The 15,504-nt window shown below is 72.0% G+C and carries 13 protein-coding genes; 4 read left to right on the top strand and 9 right to left on the bottom strand.

What is annotated here, in order from left to right; all coding sequences use genetic code 11:
* Positions 1–38 precede the first annotated feature (38 nt).
* Complete coding sequence (locus IE118_RS07320) at positions 39–791, top strand: IclR family transcriptional regulator (protein WP_189556596.1); 753 nt, start codon at positions 39–41, stop codon at positions 789–791.
* Positions 792–893: 102 nt separating this feature from the next.
* On the top strand, positions 894–2,108 hold the full coding sequence (locus IE118_RS07315; protein ID WP_189556594.1) for a PP2C family protein-serine/threonine phosphatase: 1,215 nt from the start codon (positions 894–896) through the stop codon (positions 2,106–2,108).
* Positions 2,109–2,126: 18 nt separating this feature from the next.
* Here IE118_RS07315 and IE118_RS07310 read toward each other — a convergent pair whose 3' ends face one another.
* Genes IE118_RS07310 through IE118_RS07295 form a run of 4 tightly spaced genes read right to left on the bottom strand, consistent with a single transcriptional unit; the run spans position 2,127 to position 6,588 of the window.
* Positions 2,127–3,506, bottom strand: coding sequence for a GH1 family beta-glucosidase (locus tag IE118_RS07310; protein WP_189556592.1), 1,380 nt, complete (start codon positions 3,504–3,506; stop codon positions 2,127–2,129).
* Between the two features lie 32 nt (positions 3,507–3,538).
* Positions 3,539–4,366: a carbohydrate ABC transporter permease gene (locus IE118_RS07305; RefSeq protein ID WP_189556590.1), complete on the bottom strand. Its 828-nt coding sequence runs from the start codon at positions 4,364–4,366 to the stop codon at positions 3,539–3,541.
* Positions 4,367–4,371: 5 nt separating this feature from the next.
* Positions 4,372–5,316 carry a carbohydrate ABC transporter permease gene (locus IE118_RS07300; RefSeq protein WP_189556588.1) on the bottom strand — a complete coding sequence of 315 codons (945 nt, stop codon included), beginning with the start codon at positions 5,314–5,316 and terminating at the stop codon, positions 4,372–4,374.
* Between the two features lie 12 nt (positions 5,317–5,328).
* The gene (locus IE118_RS07295; RefSeq protein ID WP_189556587.1) at positions 5,329–6,588 is read right to left on the bottom strand and encodes an ABC transporter substrate-binding protein; all 1,260 of its coding nucleotides are present in this window, start codon (positions 6,586–6,588) and stop codon (positions 5,329–5,331) included.
* A gap of 294 nt (positions 6,589–6,882) precedes the next feature.
* On the opposite strand from IE118_RS07295, the gene yicI reads away from it, so the two are divergent.
* A complete protein-coding gene (yicI, locus tag IE118_RS07290; protein ID WP_189556585.1) occupies positions 6,883–9,153 on the top strand; it encodes an alpha-xylosidase in 2,271 nt (756 codons plus the stop codon).
* Between the two features lie 5 nt (positions 9,154–9,158).
* On the opposite strand, the gene ppk2 is transcribed toward yicI, so the two are convergent.
* Positions 9,159–10,166, bottom strand: coding sequence for a polyphosphate kinase 2 (gene ppk2 / locus IE118_RS07285; protein WP_189556583.1), 1,008 nt, complete (start codon positions 10,164–10,166; stop codon positions 9,159–9,161).
* Positions 10,167–10,339: 173 nt separating this feature from the next.
* Here ppk2 and IE118_RS07280 point away from each other — a divergent pair, with 173 nt between their 5' ends.
* On the top strand, positions 10,340–11,137 hold the full coding sequence (locus IE118_RS07280) for an SDR family NAD(P)-dependent oxidoreductase (RefSeq protein ID WP_189556581.1): 798 nt from the start codon (positions 10,340–10,342) through the stop codon (positions 11,135–11,137).
* A 58-nt stretch (positions 11,138–11,195) separates the two neighbouring features.
* Here the strand turns inward: IE118_RS07280 and IE118_RS07275 are convergent, their stop codons facing one another.
* From IE118_RS07275 to IE118_RS07260, 4 genes are all read right to left on the bottom strand, one after another.
* A complete protein-coding gene (locus IE118_RS07275) occupies positions 11,196–12,242 on the bottom strand; it encodes a glycoside hydrolase family 5 protein (RefSeq protein WP_189556579.1) in 1,047 nt (348 codons plus the stop codon).
* Positions 12,243–12,361: 119 nt separating this feature from the next.
* Entirely contained in the window at positions 12,362–13,129 is a 768-nt protein-coding gene (locus tag IE118_RS07270) for a sulfite exporter TauE/SafE family protein (RefSeq protein ID WP_189556578.1), read from the bottom strand.
* Positions 13,130–13,284: 155 nt separating this feature from the next.
* Positions 13,285–13,647: an SCO5918 family protein gene (locus tag IE118_RS07265; RefSeq protein WP_189556576.1), complete on the bottom strand. Its 363-nt coding sequence runs from the start codon at positions 13,645–13,647 to the stop codon at positions 13,285–13,287.
* A 159-nt stretch (positions 13,648–13,806) separates the two neighbouring features.
* Positions 13,807–15,465, bottom strand: coding sequence for a DEAD/DEAH box helicase (locus IE118_RS07260; RefSeq protein WP_189556574.1), 1,659 nt, complete (start codon positions 15,463–15,465; stop codon positions 13,807–13,809).
* Positions 15,466–15,504: the final 39 nt, after the last annotated feature.

Genomic DNA, 15,504 nt, shown 5'->3' with positions numbered 1-15,504 from the left:
CTCTTGCCTGTGGCGCAGGAGCGGCGCAGGCTGGTCGCATGGGTGCGAGCCCGACGCTCATCTCCTCCGTGCAGCGGGCCTTCCGGCTGCTGGAGGCGGCGAGCGCGCATCAGAACGGCGCGCCGGCCAAGCAACTGGCGCGGGAGACGGGACTGCCGCTGGCGACCGCCTACCACCTGCTGCGCACGCTCGTGCACGACGGGTACCTGCGCAAGCTGGACGACGGCGGATTCGTGCTGGGCGACCGGATGCGGACCCTGAACACCGCGGGCGGCGGACAGGCGCTGCTGAGCCGGGTCCGGCCCGCCCTCGCCGCGCTGCGCGACGAGCTGTCCAGCGCCGTCTACCTCACGTTCTACGAGGACGGCGAGATCCGGGTCGCCGACATCGCCGACGGTCCGCGCGCCCCCCGGGTGGATCTCTGGGTGGGTTTCGAGGACGCCGGGCACGCCACCGCCCTGGGCAAGTCCGTGCTGCGGGAGCTCGACGACGAGGCGCGCCGGGAGTACCTCTCCCGGCACCCCCTCAACGACCTCACTCCCCGGACGATCACCACGGCCCCGGCACTGATCCGCGAGATCGAGGCCACCTCGCTGGCACCGGCCGTGACCGACCTGGAGGAGTACGCGCTGGGCACCGTCTGCGTCGCGGTGCCGGTCCGCAGCGGCCGGACGCTGGGATCACTCGGGGTGTCGATGCCGAAGGACCAGCTCTCCCGGCTCGGCGCGGTCCGCGAGCGGCTCCTCCCCACCGCCGGGCGGGTGACCCGCGGCCTCTCGCTCACTATCTGAAAAGCCCGCCCTTGTGACGTTCGCGACGATCACCTTTTCTGAATAAAGCAGACCTTTCAGGCCGCGTGCACGGCGCGCAGAGGTGAGGACACCGGACGACACATGAGTCACGCCCCACAGCACGGACGCGACCCTTCGCCCGCACGGCCGTCCCCGCGTTCCCCGCGCAGGACCGGCCGTACCTGGTCCCCCCGGGTCCTGACGGCCGCGCACTGGGCCGCCAGCACCACGGCCCTGCCCCTGCTCATCGTCCTCCTCGTGGTGTGCGTCGACCTCTTCGGCGGCACGGGCAGGATCTGGCTGCCGCTGCTGTCCGCCGGACCGGCGCTGGCGGCGGCGACCAGCCGGCCGGCCGGAGTGCTGGGGGTCGGGCTGCTGGCCTCCCTGCTCGGAGCGGGCATCGGGGCCCGCCACGCCGTGGACGCCTCCCAGCTGGTCGCCGTACTCGCCGCGCTGCTGACCGTCACCCTCGCGGGCACGCTGGCCAGTGCGCTGCGGGTACGGCGTGAACGGACGCTCGCCGCCGTCCGCTCGGTCGCGGAGACCGCGCAGCACGCCCTGCTCCAGCCGGTCCCCGAGAGCGTCGGGCCGTTCCAGGCGGCGGTCCACTACAGCGCCGCGGCGGCGGAGGCGCGGATCGGTGGCGACCTCTACGCGCTCGTCGACACCCCGTACGGGGTCAGGACGATCGTCGGCGATGTGCGCGGCAAGGGGCTGCCGGCCGTCGGCACCGCCGCCCTCGTGCTCGGTGTGTTCCGGGAGGCGGCCCACGACGAGCCGGACCTGCGGGACGTCGTGGGCCGGATCGAGCGGAGCCTGGCCCGCAACCTCGGCAGCGACGACTTCGTCACCGCCGTGGTCGCCGGGTACCCGGAGCCCGGACAACTGGAGATGGTGAACTGCGGGCACGCGCCCCCGCTGCTGATCCGCGGCACCGAGGTGACGCCGGTCGACCCGGTCCGTCCCGCGCCGCCGCTCGGACTGCGCGCCCTGTCGGACGAGTCCCCCTGCCTGCAGGTGGTGCCGTTCACCGAGGGGGACCAGCTGCTGCTCTACACCGACGGGGTCACGGAGGCCCGCGACGCCGCCCGTGCGTTCTACCCCCTGACCGAGGGCCTCGCCCGGCACCTGTGCGACGAGCCGGCCCGCACGCTCGCGGCGGTGCACCAGGAACTGCTGGACCACGTCGGCGGCCGGCTGCACGACGACGCCGCACTGCTCCTGCTGCGCAAGCCCCTCGCCGCCCGGGCCCCGGGCGCCGGGTCGCGCCCGGACGGTCGCGTGCCGGCCGCCGGCGGGTGCGAGGGCGCGGTCTGACGACCGGGGCGGCGTGCGTCAGGCGTGCTGGGCGGCGATCAGACGGCGGTACCAGTGGTAGCTGTCCTTGGGGGTGCGCTCCTGGGTGGCGTAGTCGACCCGGACGATGCCGAACCGCTTGTCGTAGCCGAAGGCCCATTCGAAGTTGTCGAGGAGCGACCACACGTAGTACCCGCGCACGTCGACGCCGGCGTCGATCGCGGCCCGCAGGGCGGTGAGGTGGTCACGCAGGTAGGCCACCCGCTCGGTGTCGTGCACGGAGCCGTCGGGGGCCACCTCGTCGTCCTCGGCGGAGCCGTTCTCGGTGATGTGGACGGGGGGCAGGGCGTCGCCGTACTGCTCCTTGAGGTCCACCAGGAGGCCGGTGAAGGTGTCCGGGGCCACCGGCCAGCCCATCGCGGTCCGGCGCACCCCGGGCATCGGTGTCTCGGCGTAGCGGTTGTCGGTCGCCACCCGCCGGGCGGGGTCGCTCTCGCGGTACGGGGCGTCGGCGACGACGACGGGCCGGTAGTAGTTGATGCCGAGGAAGTCCAGCGGCTGGGCGATCAGCTCCAGGTCGCCGTCGCGGCGGAAGTCCTGTGCGGTGATCAGCTCGCCCCAGGTCTCCTCCTCGGTGCCGGGGTAGCGCCCGGCGAGGATCGGCTCCGTCCACACCAGGTTGTGCAGGGTGTCGGCGCGCACGACGGCTTCCCGGTCGGCGGCGGAGCCGGTGGCGGGGAGGTGGTGGTCGAGGTTGAGGGTGATGCCGGCCTCGCGGACCCCGGCGGACCGGAGCGCCGTGACGGCCAGTCCGTGGCCGACCAGCAGGTGGTGGGCGGCGGCCAGGGCACCCCGGCCCTCACGGGCGCCCGGGGCGTGGCGCCCGACGGAGTAGCCGAGGAAGGCGCTGCACCAGGGTTCGTTGAGGGTGATCCAGCGCGGCACCCGGTCGGCCAGGTGGCCGGCGACGACGGCCGTGTACTCGGCGAACCGTTCGGCGGTCTCCCGCACCCGCCAGCCGCCGCGGTCCTCGAGGGCCTGCGGGAGGTCCCAGTGGTAGAGGGTGGCGGCGGGCTCGATGCCGGCGTCGAGGAGCTCGTCGACCAGGCGGGAGTAGAAGTCCAGGCCCTTGGGGTTCACCGGTCCCGAGCCGTCGGGCACGACGCGCGGCCAGGCGATCGAGAAGCGGTACGAACCGACGCCGAGGTCCCGCAGCAGGGCGACGTCCTGCGGGTAGCGGTGGTAGTGGTCGCACGCCACGTCGCCGGTGTCGCCGCCCGCGACCAGGCCGGGGGTGTGGCTGTACGTGTCCCAGATCGACGGGCCGCGGCCGTCCTCGCGGGCCGCCCCCTCGATCTGGTAGGAGGCGGTCGCGGCGCCGAAGACGAAGCCGGACGGGAAACGGGGGAAGTCGCTCATGCGGTTCAGGTCCATCCCGGGGTGCGCGGTGTTCACTTGACGGAGCCGCCGGTGATGCCGGCGGCGATGTACTTCTGGGCGAGGACGAGCAGGGCGGCGGCCGGTACGGCGGAGAGCACGGACGCGGCCATCACCGACCCCCAGTCGCCGACGTGCGCGCCGATGTACTGGTAGATGCCCAGCGTGACCGGCTTGACGTCGTCGGTGGTGTTCAGGGTGAGCGCGAACATGAAGTCGCTCCACGCGAACAGGAACGCGAACAGGCCGGAGGTGATGACGGCGTTGCGGCTCATCGGGAGCACCACCCGCAGGAAGACCCGGACCGGTCCGGCGCCGTCGATCTCGGCCGCTTCGACGACCTCGCCCGGGATGGACACCATGAACGAGCGCATCAGCACGATGGCGAACGGGATGCCGAGCGAGGCGTCCGCGAGCATCAGGCCGAAGTAGGAGTTCACCAGGCCCAGGTCGACGTAGGAGTTGTAGAGGGCGTTGGCGATGACGATGCCCGGCACCATCTGCGTGATGAGGGTGCCGAAGACGATGGTGCGCGAGCCGCGCAGACCGAACCGGGCCAGTCCGTAGGCCGCCGGGGCGGCCACGGCGAGGCAGATGGCGACGGCACCGAACGAGACGACCAGCGAGGTCAGCAGGTGTCCGCCCTGGTCGCCGAGGGCCTTGGAGAAGCCGGAGAGGTCGAGGCCGGACGGCACCGGGTCGACCTGGAGCAGGCCGGAGTCCGGCTGGAGCGCGGTGTTGAGCATCCAGTACAGCGGGAAGAGCATCACGGCGAGGACGAGCAGCCCCGCGACGGTGGAGCCCCAGCGGCGGCGGGGCGCGGTGGGCGCGTGAGCGGCCATGTCGGTCACTTCCCCTCGGTGCGGTTGGCCCGCAGGTAGAACACCGCGAACACCGCGGAGATCAGGATGAGTACGTTGCCGACGACCGCTCCGGCGCCGAAGTCCAGTTCGACGAAGGAGTTCTGGTAGGTGAGCGTGCCCAGGGTCTGGGTCGCGTCGGCGGGACCGCCGTCGGTGAGGGCGAGGATCAGGTCGAGGATCTTGACCGTCGACATGAAGCCCAGCACGAGGACGACCGTGATCACCGGCTTGAGCATCGGCAGGGTGACGGAACGGAAGGTGCGCCAGGCGGAGGCGCCGTCCAGGGCGGCCGCCTCGTACAGCTCCTTCGGGATCTCCTGGAGGCCGCCGTAGAGGATGACCATGTTGAACGGGATGCCGATCCAGATGTTGACCAGGATCACCGAGAGCAGGGCCATGTCGGGGCTGGTCAGCCATGGGGTGTTCCCGCCGAGGCCGAGGGTGTCGAGGAAGGTGTTCAGTACGCCGGTGTCCTGGTCGAGGATGCGTCGCCAGACGATGCCGGACACCACCATGGGCACGAGCCAGGGCAGCAGGATCAGCGACCGCAGGACACCGCCGAGGGGGAACCTGCGGTTGAAGAAGACGGCGAGGGCGAGGCCGACGCAGAACTGTCCGAGCAGGGAGCCGGCGGTGAACAGCAGGGTGTGCCACAGGGCCTTGCCGAAGAGGGCGTCCTGGAAGACGGACGACCAGTTGTCGGTGCCGTTGAACGGGGCCTCGCCGGTGAAGAACGTCTTCGGGGTGTAGTGCTGGAAGCTCATCACGACGTTGCGCACGAGCGGGTAGCCGAAGAACAGCAGCATGAAGACGACGGCGGGGGCGACGAAGCCCCACTGGGCGAGCCTGCGGCGGCGCGCGCGGTCCGGGCCGGGCGCCGCGGCCTTGCGGGGCGCCTTCGCGGGCGCCGGAGCGGTGGAGGTGGTCATGGGGGGCGTACCTCAGTTCCCGCTCGTGGCGCGCTGCTGGGCGCGCTTCAGGGCGGCCTCGCTGGACTGCCCTGTCAGGGCGGACTGGAAGGCGCTCTGCAGCGCGAGCGAGACGCCCGACCAGCCGGCGCCGAGTTGGGCGGTGCGTGACCGGGCGGCGGCGACCTGGTCGGCCAGCGCGTCCAGTTCGGGCACCTGCTCGCGCCACTGGGCGGCCGCCTCCCCGTGGGCCGGGACCATCCAGCTGTTCAGCGCGTAGGTGAGCTGTTCCTCCTCGCCCGCCATGCAGGCGACGATCCGGCCGGCCGTCTTCTGGCGCCCGGGGTCACCGGTGTCCGGCACGGTGAGCACGGCGCCGCCGAGGGGTCCGACCGAGTCGGCGCCCCGCTCGGGGACGGGGATCCGTGCGATCTCCCAGTTCAGCGACTTCTTGGTGTTGAGGGTCTCCACCTGCCACGGGCCGTTGATCATCATGGCCGCGTTGCCCGCCATGAACTGGTCGTTCACGTCGGCCTGCGTCCAGTTGACCGTGGACTTGGAGAGGGACCCGTCCTCCAGCAGCGCCTTCCAGTAGTCGAGCGCCTCGACGACCTCCGGGCTGTCGAGGTCCCGCTCGTCCCCGCCGTTGGACCACATGAACGGGGTGAACTGGAAGACGCCGTCCTCGGCGCCGCCCGCGCTGAGCGCCAGGCCGTACCGCTTGCCCTGGGTGAGCTTCTTCGCCGTCTGCCGCAGTTCGTCCCAGGTGGCCGGCACCTCGGCCCCCGCCGCGTCGAGGATGTCCTTGTTGTAGAAGAGCGCGAGGGTGTTCACGGAGCGGGCCGCCCCGTAGTACGTGCCCTCGTACGAGCCGAAGTCGACGATGCCCTCGGGGATGCCCTCGGTCTCCAGTCCCAGGGTGCGCAGGTCGACCAGTCCGCCGGCCTCGGCGAAGGTCGGCATCTCGGAGGCGTCGAACTGCACGATGTCCGGCAGGGACTTGGACGAGGCCATGCGCAGCGCCTTCGTCATCACCTGGGACGCGGGGACGCTCTGCTGCTCGATGGTGACCCCCAGCCGCTCGCCGCAGCGGGCCATCGCCTCGGCGTCCCAGCGGTGGTAGGTCTCGTCGGTCGAGGAGTTCATCACGGTGTAGACGTCGCCGTCGCGCTGCTGTGCGCAGCCGGTCAGTGCCGTTCCGAGGACGAGGGCGCAGACGGCGGCCAGCGGGATGACGGCGCTGCGCGGGCGTGCGCGCAGGTGGTGCGCGGCAACCGGGGGATGTGCTGTCACGGTGGGGGCCCTTGTGTGGGACCGGCTCGGCGTGTGCCGAGCCGGTGGCTCTTTCAGGGAGGCAGGTGAAGCGCTTCGACGAGAGGCCGCTCGCGTCGAGGTGTTGCTCGGCGCCGCACCGGGTGTAATTTGTTTGGCCCGATTACTAATACGCCAGCGACAGCCCCTCGCGCTAGCCCCCCGGCCGCACGATCTGCTCGCACCAAGGCGTGACAGGCTCCAGAGCGCCTGTCATAGTGGCTGGTCAGAGGCTGACACTCGCCCCTCCGCCGCCCTCACTCTCCGAGGAAGACCATGAAATTCACTGACGGCTTCTGGCGCATCCGCGACGGTGTCCAGATCGCGTATGCCATCGAAGTGCGTGACGTGCGCTCCGAATCGAAGCGCTTCACCAGCTATGCCTCCGTGAAGAAGGTGACACGCAGGGGCGACACCCTCAACGCACCACTGATCACGGTCGAGTGCTTCTCCCCCGCCGAGGGCGTCATCGGTGTCCGGGTCACCCATCACGCGGGCAGGCACCGGCCGGGGCCCGACTTCGCGCTCACCGGCGAGTCGGGCGGAGCGGGGGCGGTGCGCCGGGACGGCACGGTCACCGAGCTGACCAGTGGCCCGCTGACCGTGCGGCTCGACGGCGCCGGTCCCTTCGGGCTGACGTTCCTCGACGCGGACGGACGGGAGGTGACCCGCTCCGGTGCCAAGAGCACCGCCTTCGCCACGACCGGCGAGGGAGCGCACCACGTGCTGAGCCGGCTGTCGCTCGGCGTCGGCGAGCAGGTCTACGGCCTGGGCGAGCGTTTCACCCCGTTCGTCAAGAACGGCCAGACCGTCGACGTCTGGCAGGCCGACGGGGGCACGAGCAGCGAGCAGGCCTACAAGAACGTTCCGTTCTACCTCTCCTCGCGCGGTTACGGCGTCTTCGTCAACCACCCGGGCGCGGTCTCCTTCGAGATCGGGTCCGAGTCCGTCGGCGAGGTGCAGTTCAGCGTCGAGGACCAGTCGCTGGAGTACTACGTCGTCGCGGGACCGACTCCCAAGGAGGTCCTCGGCCGCTACACCGCCCTCACCGGGCGCCCGGCCCTGCCCCCGGCCTGGTCCTTCGGCCTGTGGCTGAGCACCTCCTTCACCACCTCCTACGACGAGGCGACGGTGACCTCGTTCGTCGACGGCATGGCCGAGCGCGGCATCCCGCTGTCCGTGTTCCACTTCGACTGCTTCTGGATGCGCGAGTACCAGTGGTGCGACTTCCAGTGGGACCCGGACGTCTTCCCCGACCCGGACGGCATGCTGGCCCGGCTCAAGGACAAGGGCCTGCGCATCAGCGCCTGGATCAACCCGTACATCGCGCAGAAGTCCCCGCTGTTCGACGAGGCCGCGGCCCTCGGGCACCTGGTGCGCCGGGCGAACGGCGACGTGTGGCAGTGGGACCTGTGGCAGGCCGGCATGGGCCTGGTCGACTTCACCAGCCCGGACGCCCGCGCCTGGTTCCAGTCCAAGCTCAGGCCGCTCCTCGACCAGGGCGTGGACTGCTTCAAGACCGACTTCGGCGAGCGCATCCCGACCGACGTCGTCTGGCACGACGGCTCCGACCCGGAGCGCATGCACAACTACTACACGCACCTGTACAACCGCACCGTCTTCGAGCTGCTGGAGAAGGAACGCGGGCAGGGCGAGGCCGTGCTCTTCGCCCGCTCCGCGACCGCGGGCGGACAGCAGTACCCGGTGCACTGGGGCGGCGACTGCTGGTCGTCCTTCGAGGCGATGGCCGAATCGCTGCGGGGCGGCCTGTCCCTGTCACTGAGCGGGTTCGGCTTCTGGAGCCACGACATCGGCGGCTTCGAGGGCACACCGAGTCCCGCGGTGTTCACGCGCTGGCTCGCCTTCGGTCTGCTGTCCTCGCACAGCCGGCTGCACGGCTCCACGTCGTACCGGGTGCCGTGGGAGTTCGGTGACGAGGCCGTCGAGGTCGCCCGCCGCTTCACCCTGCTCAAGCACCGTCTGATGCCCTACCTGTACGGCGCGGCGGCCGAGACCCACCGCACCGGCGTGCCGATGATGCGGCCGATGGTGCTGGAGTTCCCGCACGACCCGGCGTGCCGCACCCTCGACCGCCAGTACATGCTGGGTCCCGACCTCCTGGTCGCGCCGGTGTTCAGCGAGGACGGCGAGGTGGAGGTGTACCTGCCGGAGGGCACCTGGACCCCGCTGCTCGGCGGCGAGCGCGTCACCGGCCCGTGCTGGCGCACCGAACGGCACGACTGCGACAGCCTCCCGCTGTACGTCCGTGAGGGCGCCGTCCTGCCCCTGGCCGGCGACGACTCCCGGCCGGACGGCGACTGGCTGGACGAGCCGGTGCTGCTCGCCCACCCGCCGGCGGTGCCCGGCACCACCGGCCAGGTCATGGTGCCGGACACGGCGGGGCTGCCCGCCGCGACGTTCCGGGTCCGGTGGGAGGACGGCGTCGTGCGGGTCACCGCGTCCGGGACCGACCGCCCGTTCACGGTGCGGGTGGCCGGCGGGGCCGAAGCGCGGGGCACGGGCGAGGTGACCGTGCCCCTGGCCTGACCGGCTCAGTCCCCCGGGTGGCTGCCCGGGCCGTGGCCGGGGCCGGCCAGAGGGGTCGGTGAGAGGACCGCTGGTTCCTCACCGGCCTCCAGCAGGGTGTCCGCCGCGCCCACGATCAGCGGGTCCGGCTTGCCCAGCGCCCCGTGGTCCTTCGAGGGGTAGTCGCAGCGGTCGAGGAGGCTGCGCATGGCCTCCAGGCGGCCCCGGCGCTTGTCGTTGTTCTTCACCACGGTCCAGGGCGCGTGGGCGGTGTCGGTGGCCCGGAACATCTCGACCTTGGCCTTGGTGTAGTCGTCCCACAGGTCCAGGGAGGCGAGGTCCATCGGGGACAGTTTCCAGCGCCGCAGCGGATCGACCTGGCGGATCGCGAACCGGGTCCGCTGCTCGGCCCGGGACACGGAGAACCAGAACTTCACCAGCATGATGCCGTCGTCGGTGAGCAGCTGCTCGAACATCGGCGTCTGCTGGAGGAACTGGTCGTACTCGTCGTCGCTGCAGAACCCCATGACCCGCTCGACCCCGGCGCGGTTGTACCAGGAGCGGTCGAAGAAGACGATCTCACCCCGGGCCGGGAGGTGGGCCACGTAACGCTGGAAGTACCACTGCCCCGCCTCCCTCTCGGTCGGCTTCTCCAGGGCGACCACGCGGGCGCCGCGGGGGTTGAGGCGCTCCATGAACCGCTGGATGGTGCCACCCTTGCCGGCCGCGTCCCGCCCCTCGCAGACCACCACGATCCGCTGGCCGGTGTCCTTCACCCAGCGCTGCATCTTCAGCAGTTCGATCTGCAGGATGCGCTTCGTCCGGTCGTACTCCGCCCGGCGGATCCTGCGGTCGTAGGGGTGGTTCTCCCGCCAGGTCTCGATCGGGGTGCCGTCGGCGTCGAGGAGCACGGGACGCTCCGGGCGCCGGGTGTCCACCTCCAGCCCCTGGAGCAGGTCGTCGCCGCTCGTGCCGGGTGACGCATCCTCGGCTCCGGCACGGCTCTCCGGGGTGTCCGCGTGTTCGGCCGTCACGTCGTCTCCCGCCTCTTCCGGTTCTCTACGGCAAGCGTATGTCCGCCGACCGGGTGGGGTAATCCGACGACTTCGCCCGGGGGCGGCGGCGTGCCCCGCCGGGTACGTTGCGTAGACAGCCGACGGGCGAGCAGCGCCCTCCTCCGTCATCAGGTGCAAAGGGGACGCGTGACGTGCAGATCGATCTGAGGGGCCGTACCGCGCTGGTCACCGGCTCCACCCAGGGCATCGGGGCGGCGATCGCGACCGGGCTCGCCCGTGCGGGCGCCCGGGTCGCGGTCAACGGGCGCTCCACCGGACGCGTGCGCCGGAGCGCCGCCGCGATCGAGCACGAGGTGCCCGGCGCCGACGTGGTGCCGGTCGCGGCGGACGTGACCACCGAGGCGGGCGCCGAGCAGGTGGCCGAGGCTCTCGGACGACGGCTGGACATCCTCGTCAACAACCTCGGTGTCTTCGGGTCCGCCGACCCGCTGGAGATCACCGACGAGGAGTGGCGGCGCTACTTCGAGGTGAACGTCCTGGCCGCGGTGCGGCTGACCCGGCTCTTCCTGCCCGGCATGACGGAGCGCGGCTGGGGGCGCGTCCAGTACCTCGCCAGCGACTCGGCGATCGCCACCCCGGCCGAAATGATCCACTACGGGATGTCCAAGACGGCGCTGCTCGCGGTGAGCCGTGGGTTCGCCAAGCAGGCGGCGGGGACGGGCGTCACGGTGAACTCGGTGATCGCCGGGCCCACGCACACCGGAGGGGTGGAGGACTTCGTCTACGAACTCGTGGACCGGGATCTTCCGTGGGAGCAGGCGCAGCGCGCCTTCATGCGCGAGCACCGGCCGCAGTCGCTGCTCCAGCGGCTGATCGAGCCCGACGAGATCGCGAACATGGTCGTGTACCTCAGCTCCGAGCAGGCTTCCGCCACGACGGGCGGGGCGCTGCGGGTGGACGGCGGATACGTCGACTCGATCCTGCCCTGAGGGCGGGGTGCCGCCCGTCCGGCACGGACACCGGACGGGCGAAGGCCGACGGGGCGCGTCAGCCGGCGGGGAAGGCGTCGGGGGTCCTGACGCGGTCGCGGATCCAGACGCCGGCGGGTTTCAGTGACGCCGTGCCGGTCCAGGGTCCGTCGGCGGCGCACGTGCCGGTGCGGAAGACGGCGCCGGAGCGGTGGTCGTCGGAGAAGTTCCAGTTGACCCAGCTGATCTTCTTGTCCGCCATCAGGTCGAGGTAGCGCTGGGACATGGCGAAGTCGTCTGCCCCCTCTCCGGCGTAGTTCTGGGTGCCGAACTCGGTGACGAACACCGGCAGCCGGTCGGCGGCGCGGGAGAGGGTGGCCAGGTACGCGTCGCGGTGCGAGTCGGCGTAGAAGTGGAAGGTGTACATGATGTTGGAGGCGTCGACCGGGTTGTCGACGACCTCGGACTCGTCGGCGCCCTCGGAGACGCCGAACGAGGACCAGGCGCGGGTGCCGACGAGGACCGGGGCGTCCGCGTCGACGGAGCGGATGACGGGGATGATCCGCTCCGCGTAGTTCTTGATCCGCGACCAGCTCACGCCGCTGGGTTCGTTGGCGATCTCGTAGAGGATGTTGTCGCGGCCCTTGTTGCGGTGCGCGATGTCGGTGAAGAACTTCCGCGCGTGGTCGAGGTTGGCCATCGGGTCGCCGGGGTCGAGCATGTGCCAGTCGACGATCACGTACATGCCGCGCTCGCTCGCCTGCCGGATCAGGGAGTCGGCCAGGTCGGTGTAGCGCGCCGGGTCGGTCTCGTAGCCGCCTTCCTGGACGTAGGTGGAGACGCGCAGGACGTCGGCCTTCCAGTCCTCGGCCAGGGCGTCGAGCGATCCGCCGGTGAGGCACTGGGAGTACCACTGGGTGCCGTGGGTGCTCATGCCGCGCAGCTGGATCGGGTTGCCGTGCTGGTTGCAGAGTTTCGTGCCGCAGACCTCGAGGCGGCCGTTGACGTCCACGGGGGTGCCGGCCTGTGCGCGGGCGGTGGGGGCGGTGGTCAGGGTGAGGAGGAGGGCACTGGCGAGCGCCGCGGCGGCCGCGGCGGGGCGTAGCGGGAGACGTGCCGGTGTCATGGGGGGCTCCGTCCGGACGCATGGTTAGGAAAGTTTCCTAACCAGACGGAACCAGAGCCCGACCGGGATGGCAAGGTGCACGACAAAGGTGCCCCGCTCGCTCCGGCCGGACCGGCCGGTCAGCGGAGCAGCAACTGGACGAGGGCGACGGTGCCGACGACGACGATGACGGCGCGCAGCACCGCGGGGCTGAACCTGCGGCCGGTCGCCGCCCCGAGCTGGCCGCCCAGGGCGGAGCCGGCCGCGACGAGCGCGACGGCCGTCCAGTCGAAGTCGGCGACGAACAGGAAGAAGGTCGCGGCGACGGTGTTGACGATCGCGACGAGCACGTTCTTGACGGCGTTGAGGCGTTGCAGGGGCTCGTCGAGGAGCAGGCCCATGAGGGACATGTAGAGGATGCCCTGCGCGGCGGCGAAGTAGCCGCCGTAGACGCTGGCCAGGGTGAGGCCGGTGAAGAGCGGCCATCCGCCGTCGGGCCGGACGGGCCGTTCCTGCGAGCGGCGCCTCTCGCGCACCTTCCTGCCGATGAGGGGCTGGAGCGCGACGAGGACCAGGGCGAGCCCGACGAGCACCGGGACGATGGTCTCGAACGCCTCGGCGGGCAGGGCCAGCAGGAGAGAGGCCCCCACGATGCCGCCCAGGGCCGAACCGATGCCGAGCCTGCGGACGCGGCGGGCCTGGCCGGCGAGCTCCCGCCGGTAGCCGATGGCTCCGCTGACGGCGCCGGGGATCAGGCCGAGGGCGTTGGAGACGGTGGCGGTGAGGGGGGAGAGTCCGGTGGCGAGCAGGACGGGGAAGGTGACCAGGGTTCCCGAGCCGACGACCGCGTTCATGGCGCCGGCGCCGACGCCCGCCGCGAAGACGCCGGCCATCTCCACCGGTGTCATGCCGCGCCCTCCCTCACCGTGTCATCGTCCGGTGAGGTGCGGGGGCGGCGGGGGCGCGGGGAAGCGTTCATGGGAGGACGCTAGCCCGCCGGCCCTTCGGCGGCTGCCGAGGGGCCGGTGACGGACGGCGTCGGTGGTCGAGCGACGGCCGTGTCTCAGGCCCGCGGGTCGGTCCCGTCGGCCGGACCTGCCGGGCTGACCGGGCCGGCAGGACCGGCAGGGCTGCCGAGCAGTTCCGACGCGGCCTCGAGCGGGGAGAGGGCGGGCGCGGGCGGAGCGGCGTCGGGGTGCGGGTGACAGGTGAAGCCGAGGCGGGTCATGGCCCGGACGACCTCGCCGCTGGTGAAGTCGCGGCGGTCCTGCCGGGTGACGACCTGGCCCACCTGCTTGACGGGGTAGCGGCGGCGGCCGACGGTCACGGACTCTCCCGTGACCGGCTCGGGGGTGACGCCCTTCATCGATTCCAGGACGCCGGCCTTGGTCAGGTCGAACGGATAGCGGGCGATGACACAGCGCATGGTGCCTCACATGGGGAGAAGGGGAGCGGCGGGCCGGCCCCGGGAGGGTGTGGGCCGGCGGTGTGCGGGAGTCGGGGAGGAACGGCGGGGCGACATGACGACCGGGGGCGTACCGCCGTGTCGTCATGTCGCCTTGTCGTCGTGGGTCGCGCCGCCGTGCTAGGCCGCGCGGTCCCCGGACGGCTTCGTCCGCGGCCGGCGGCGCGGTGTCTCGGCGGTGCGCCGCCCCGCGGTGGTGCGGCCCTGGTCCTGACGGTCCTGTGCGGTGCGGCCGCCCTGAGTCCTGCGGCCCTGTGCGGGGCGTTCCTCGGTGGTGCGGCCCTCGGCCGTGCGGGCCTGGGGGTCGCGGCCCTGTCCGGTACGCCCGCGGGCGTTGCGGCCGCCCCGGCGGTTGCGGGACGAGGAGGTCGCGGCACGGCGCGGGCGCTCCACGACCGGCGCCGCGATGACGACGGGAACGCCGGAGGGCGCCTGGGCTCCGGTGATGCGGCTCAGCTCCGCGTCGCCCGACCGGACCTCGGTGATGCTCGGTGCGATGCCGGCCTGTGTCATCAGCCGGCTGAACTCGCGCCGCTGGTCGCGGGTCACCAGGGTGATGACGCTGCCGGACTCGCCGGCGCGGGCGGTGCGTCCGCCGCGGTGCAGGTAGTCCTTGGGGTCGCTGGGCGGGTCGACGTTGACGACCAGGTCGAGGTTGTCGACGTGGATGCCCCGCGCCGCGACGTTCGTCGCCACCAGCACCGTCACCTGTCCGTCCTTGAACTGGGTCAGGGTCCGGGTGCGCTGCGGCTGGGACTTCCCGCCGTGCAGCGCGGCGGCGCGCACGCCGTTGTTCAGCAGGTGCTTGGTGAGCCGGTCCACCGCGTGCTTGGTGTCCAAGAACATGATCACTCGGCCGTCGCGGGCCGCGATCTCGGTCGTCGTCCGGCGCTTGTCCGTGTCGTCGACGTGGAGGACGTGGTGTTCCATCGTGGTGACGGCGCCCGCCGACGGGTCGACGGAGTGGACCACCGGGTCGGTCAGGTAGCGCCGCACCAGCTGGTCGACATTGCGGTCGAGGGTGGCCGAGAAGAGCATCCGCTGGCCGTCGGCGCGCACCTGGTCGAGCAGCCTGGTGACCTGCGGCAGGAAGCCCATGTCGGCCATCTGGTCGGCCTCGTCGAGGACGGTGACGGCGACCTCGTCGAGGACACAGTCCCCGCGCTCGATCAGGTCCTTGAGCCGCCCGGGCGTCGCCACGACGACCTCGGCGCCGGCCCGCAGCGCGGACGCCTGCTTGCCGATGGACAGCCCGCCGACCACGGTGGCCAGCCGGAGCCGTACCGAGCGGGCGTACGGCGTGAGCGCGTCGGTGACCTGCCCCGCCAGTTCGCGGGTGGGTACGAGGACGAGCGCGAGCGGCCGGCGGGGCTCCGCGCGGCGGCCCGCCGTACGGGCCAGCAGCGCCAGGCCGAAGGCGAGGGTCTTGCCCGAACCCGTGCGGCCGCGGCCGAGCACGTCACGGCCCGCCAGGGAGTTCGGCAGTGTGGCCGCCTGGATGGGGAACGGGACCGTCACGCCCTCCTGACCGAGGGTGGCCAGGATCTCGCCCGGCAGGGGCAGTTCGGCGAAGGCGTCCACCGCGGGGAGCGCGGGGGTGGTGGTCACCGGGAGGGCGAACTCGCCCGTCGCCGGGGTGCGCCGGCCGCCGGAGTTCTTGGGGCGCCGCTGTGCGCCGACGCGGTCGGCCGCGGCCGACGTGCGGCGGCCCTGCTTGGTGAATCCCTGTCCGCCGGAGCGGGCACGGGTCGTCCGATTGTTCGCACGAGCCTGGGTCAAGTGGAACCTTCCCTGATGTGGCACGTATCAAGGAATGTC

Origin of the sequence: Streptomyces pilosus, assembly GCF_014649835.1 — a bacterium.
Lineage (GTDB): Bacteria > Actinomycetota > Actinomycetes > Streptomycetales > Streptomycetaceae > Streptomyces > Streptomyces pilosus.
Note: the sequence above shows the minus strand (reverse complement) of the source record. Positions and strands in the feature narration are given on the sequence as shown.

Bases quoted from the DNA above. Each gene is read 5' to 3' on its own strand.
- yicI (WP_189556585.1), top strand. From the start codon at position 6,883: ATGAAATTCACTGACGGCTTCTGGCGCATCCGCGACGGTGTCCAGATC.
- IE118_RS07265 (WP_189556576.1), bottom strand. From the start codon at position 13,647: ATGCGCTGTGTCATCGCCCGCTATCCGTTCGACCTGACCAAGGCCGGC.
- IE118_RS07310 (WP_189556592.1), bottom strand. From the start codon at position 3,506: ATGAGCGACTTCCCCCGTTTCCCGTCCGGCTTCGTCTTCGGCGCCGCG.
- IE118_RS07275 (WP_189556579.1), bottom strand. From the start codon at position 12,242: ATGACACCGGCACGTCTCCCGCTACGCCCCGCCGCGGCCGCCGCGGCG.
- IE118_RS07270 (WP_189556578.1), bottom strand. From the start codon at position 13,129: ATGACACCGGTGGAGATGGCCGGCGTCTTCGCGGCGGGCGTCGGCGCC.
- IE118_RS07315 (WP_189556594.1), top strand. From the start codon at position 894: ATGAGTCACGCCCCACAGCACGGACGCGACCCTTCGCCCGCACGGCCG.
- IE118_RS07320 (WP_189556596.1), top strand. From the start codon at position 39: ATGGGTGCGAGCCCGACGCTCATCTCCTCCGTGCAGCGGGCCTTCCGG.
- IE118_RS07300 (WP_189556588.1), bottom strand. From the start codon at position 5,316: ATGACCACCTCCACCGCTCCGGCGCCCGCGAAGGCGCCCCGCAAGGCC.
- IE118_RS07305 (WP_189556590.1), bottom strand. From the start codon at position 4,366: ATGGCCGCTCACGCGCCCACCGCGCCCCGCCGCCGCTGGGGCTCCACC.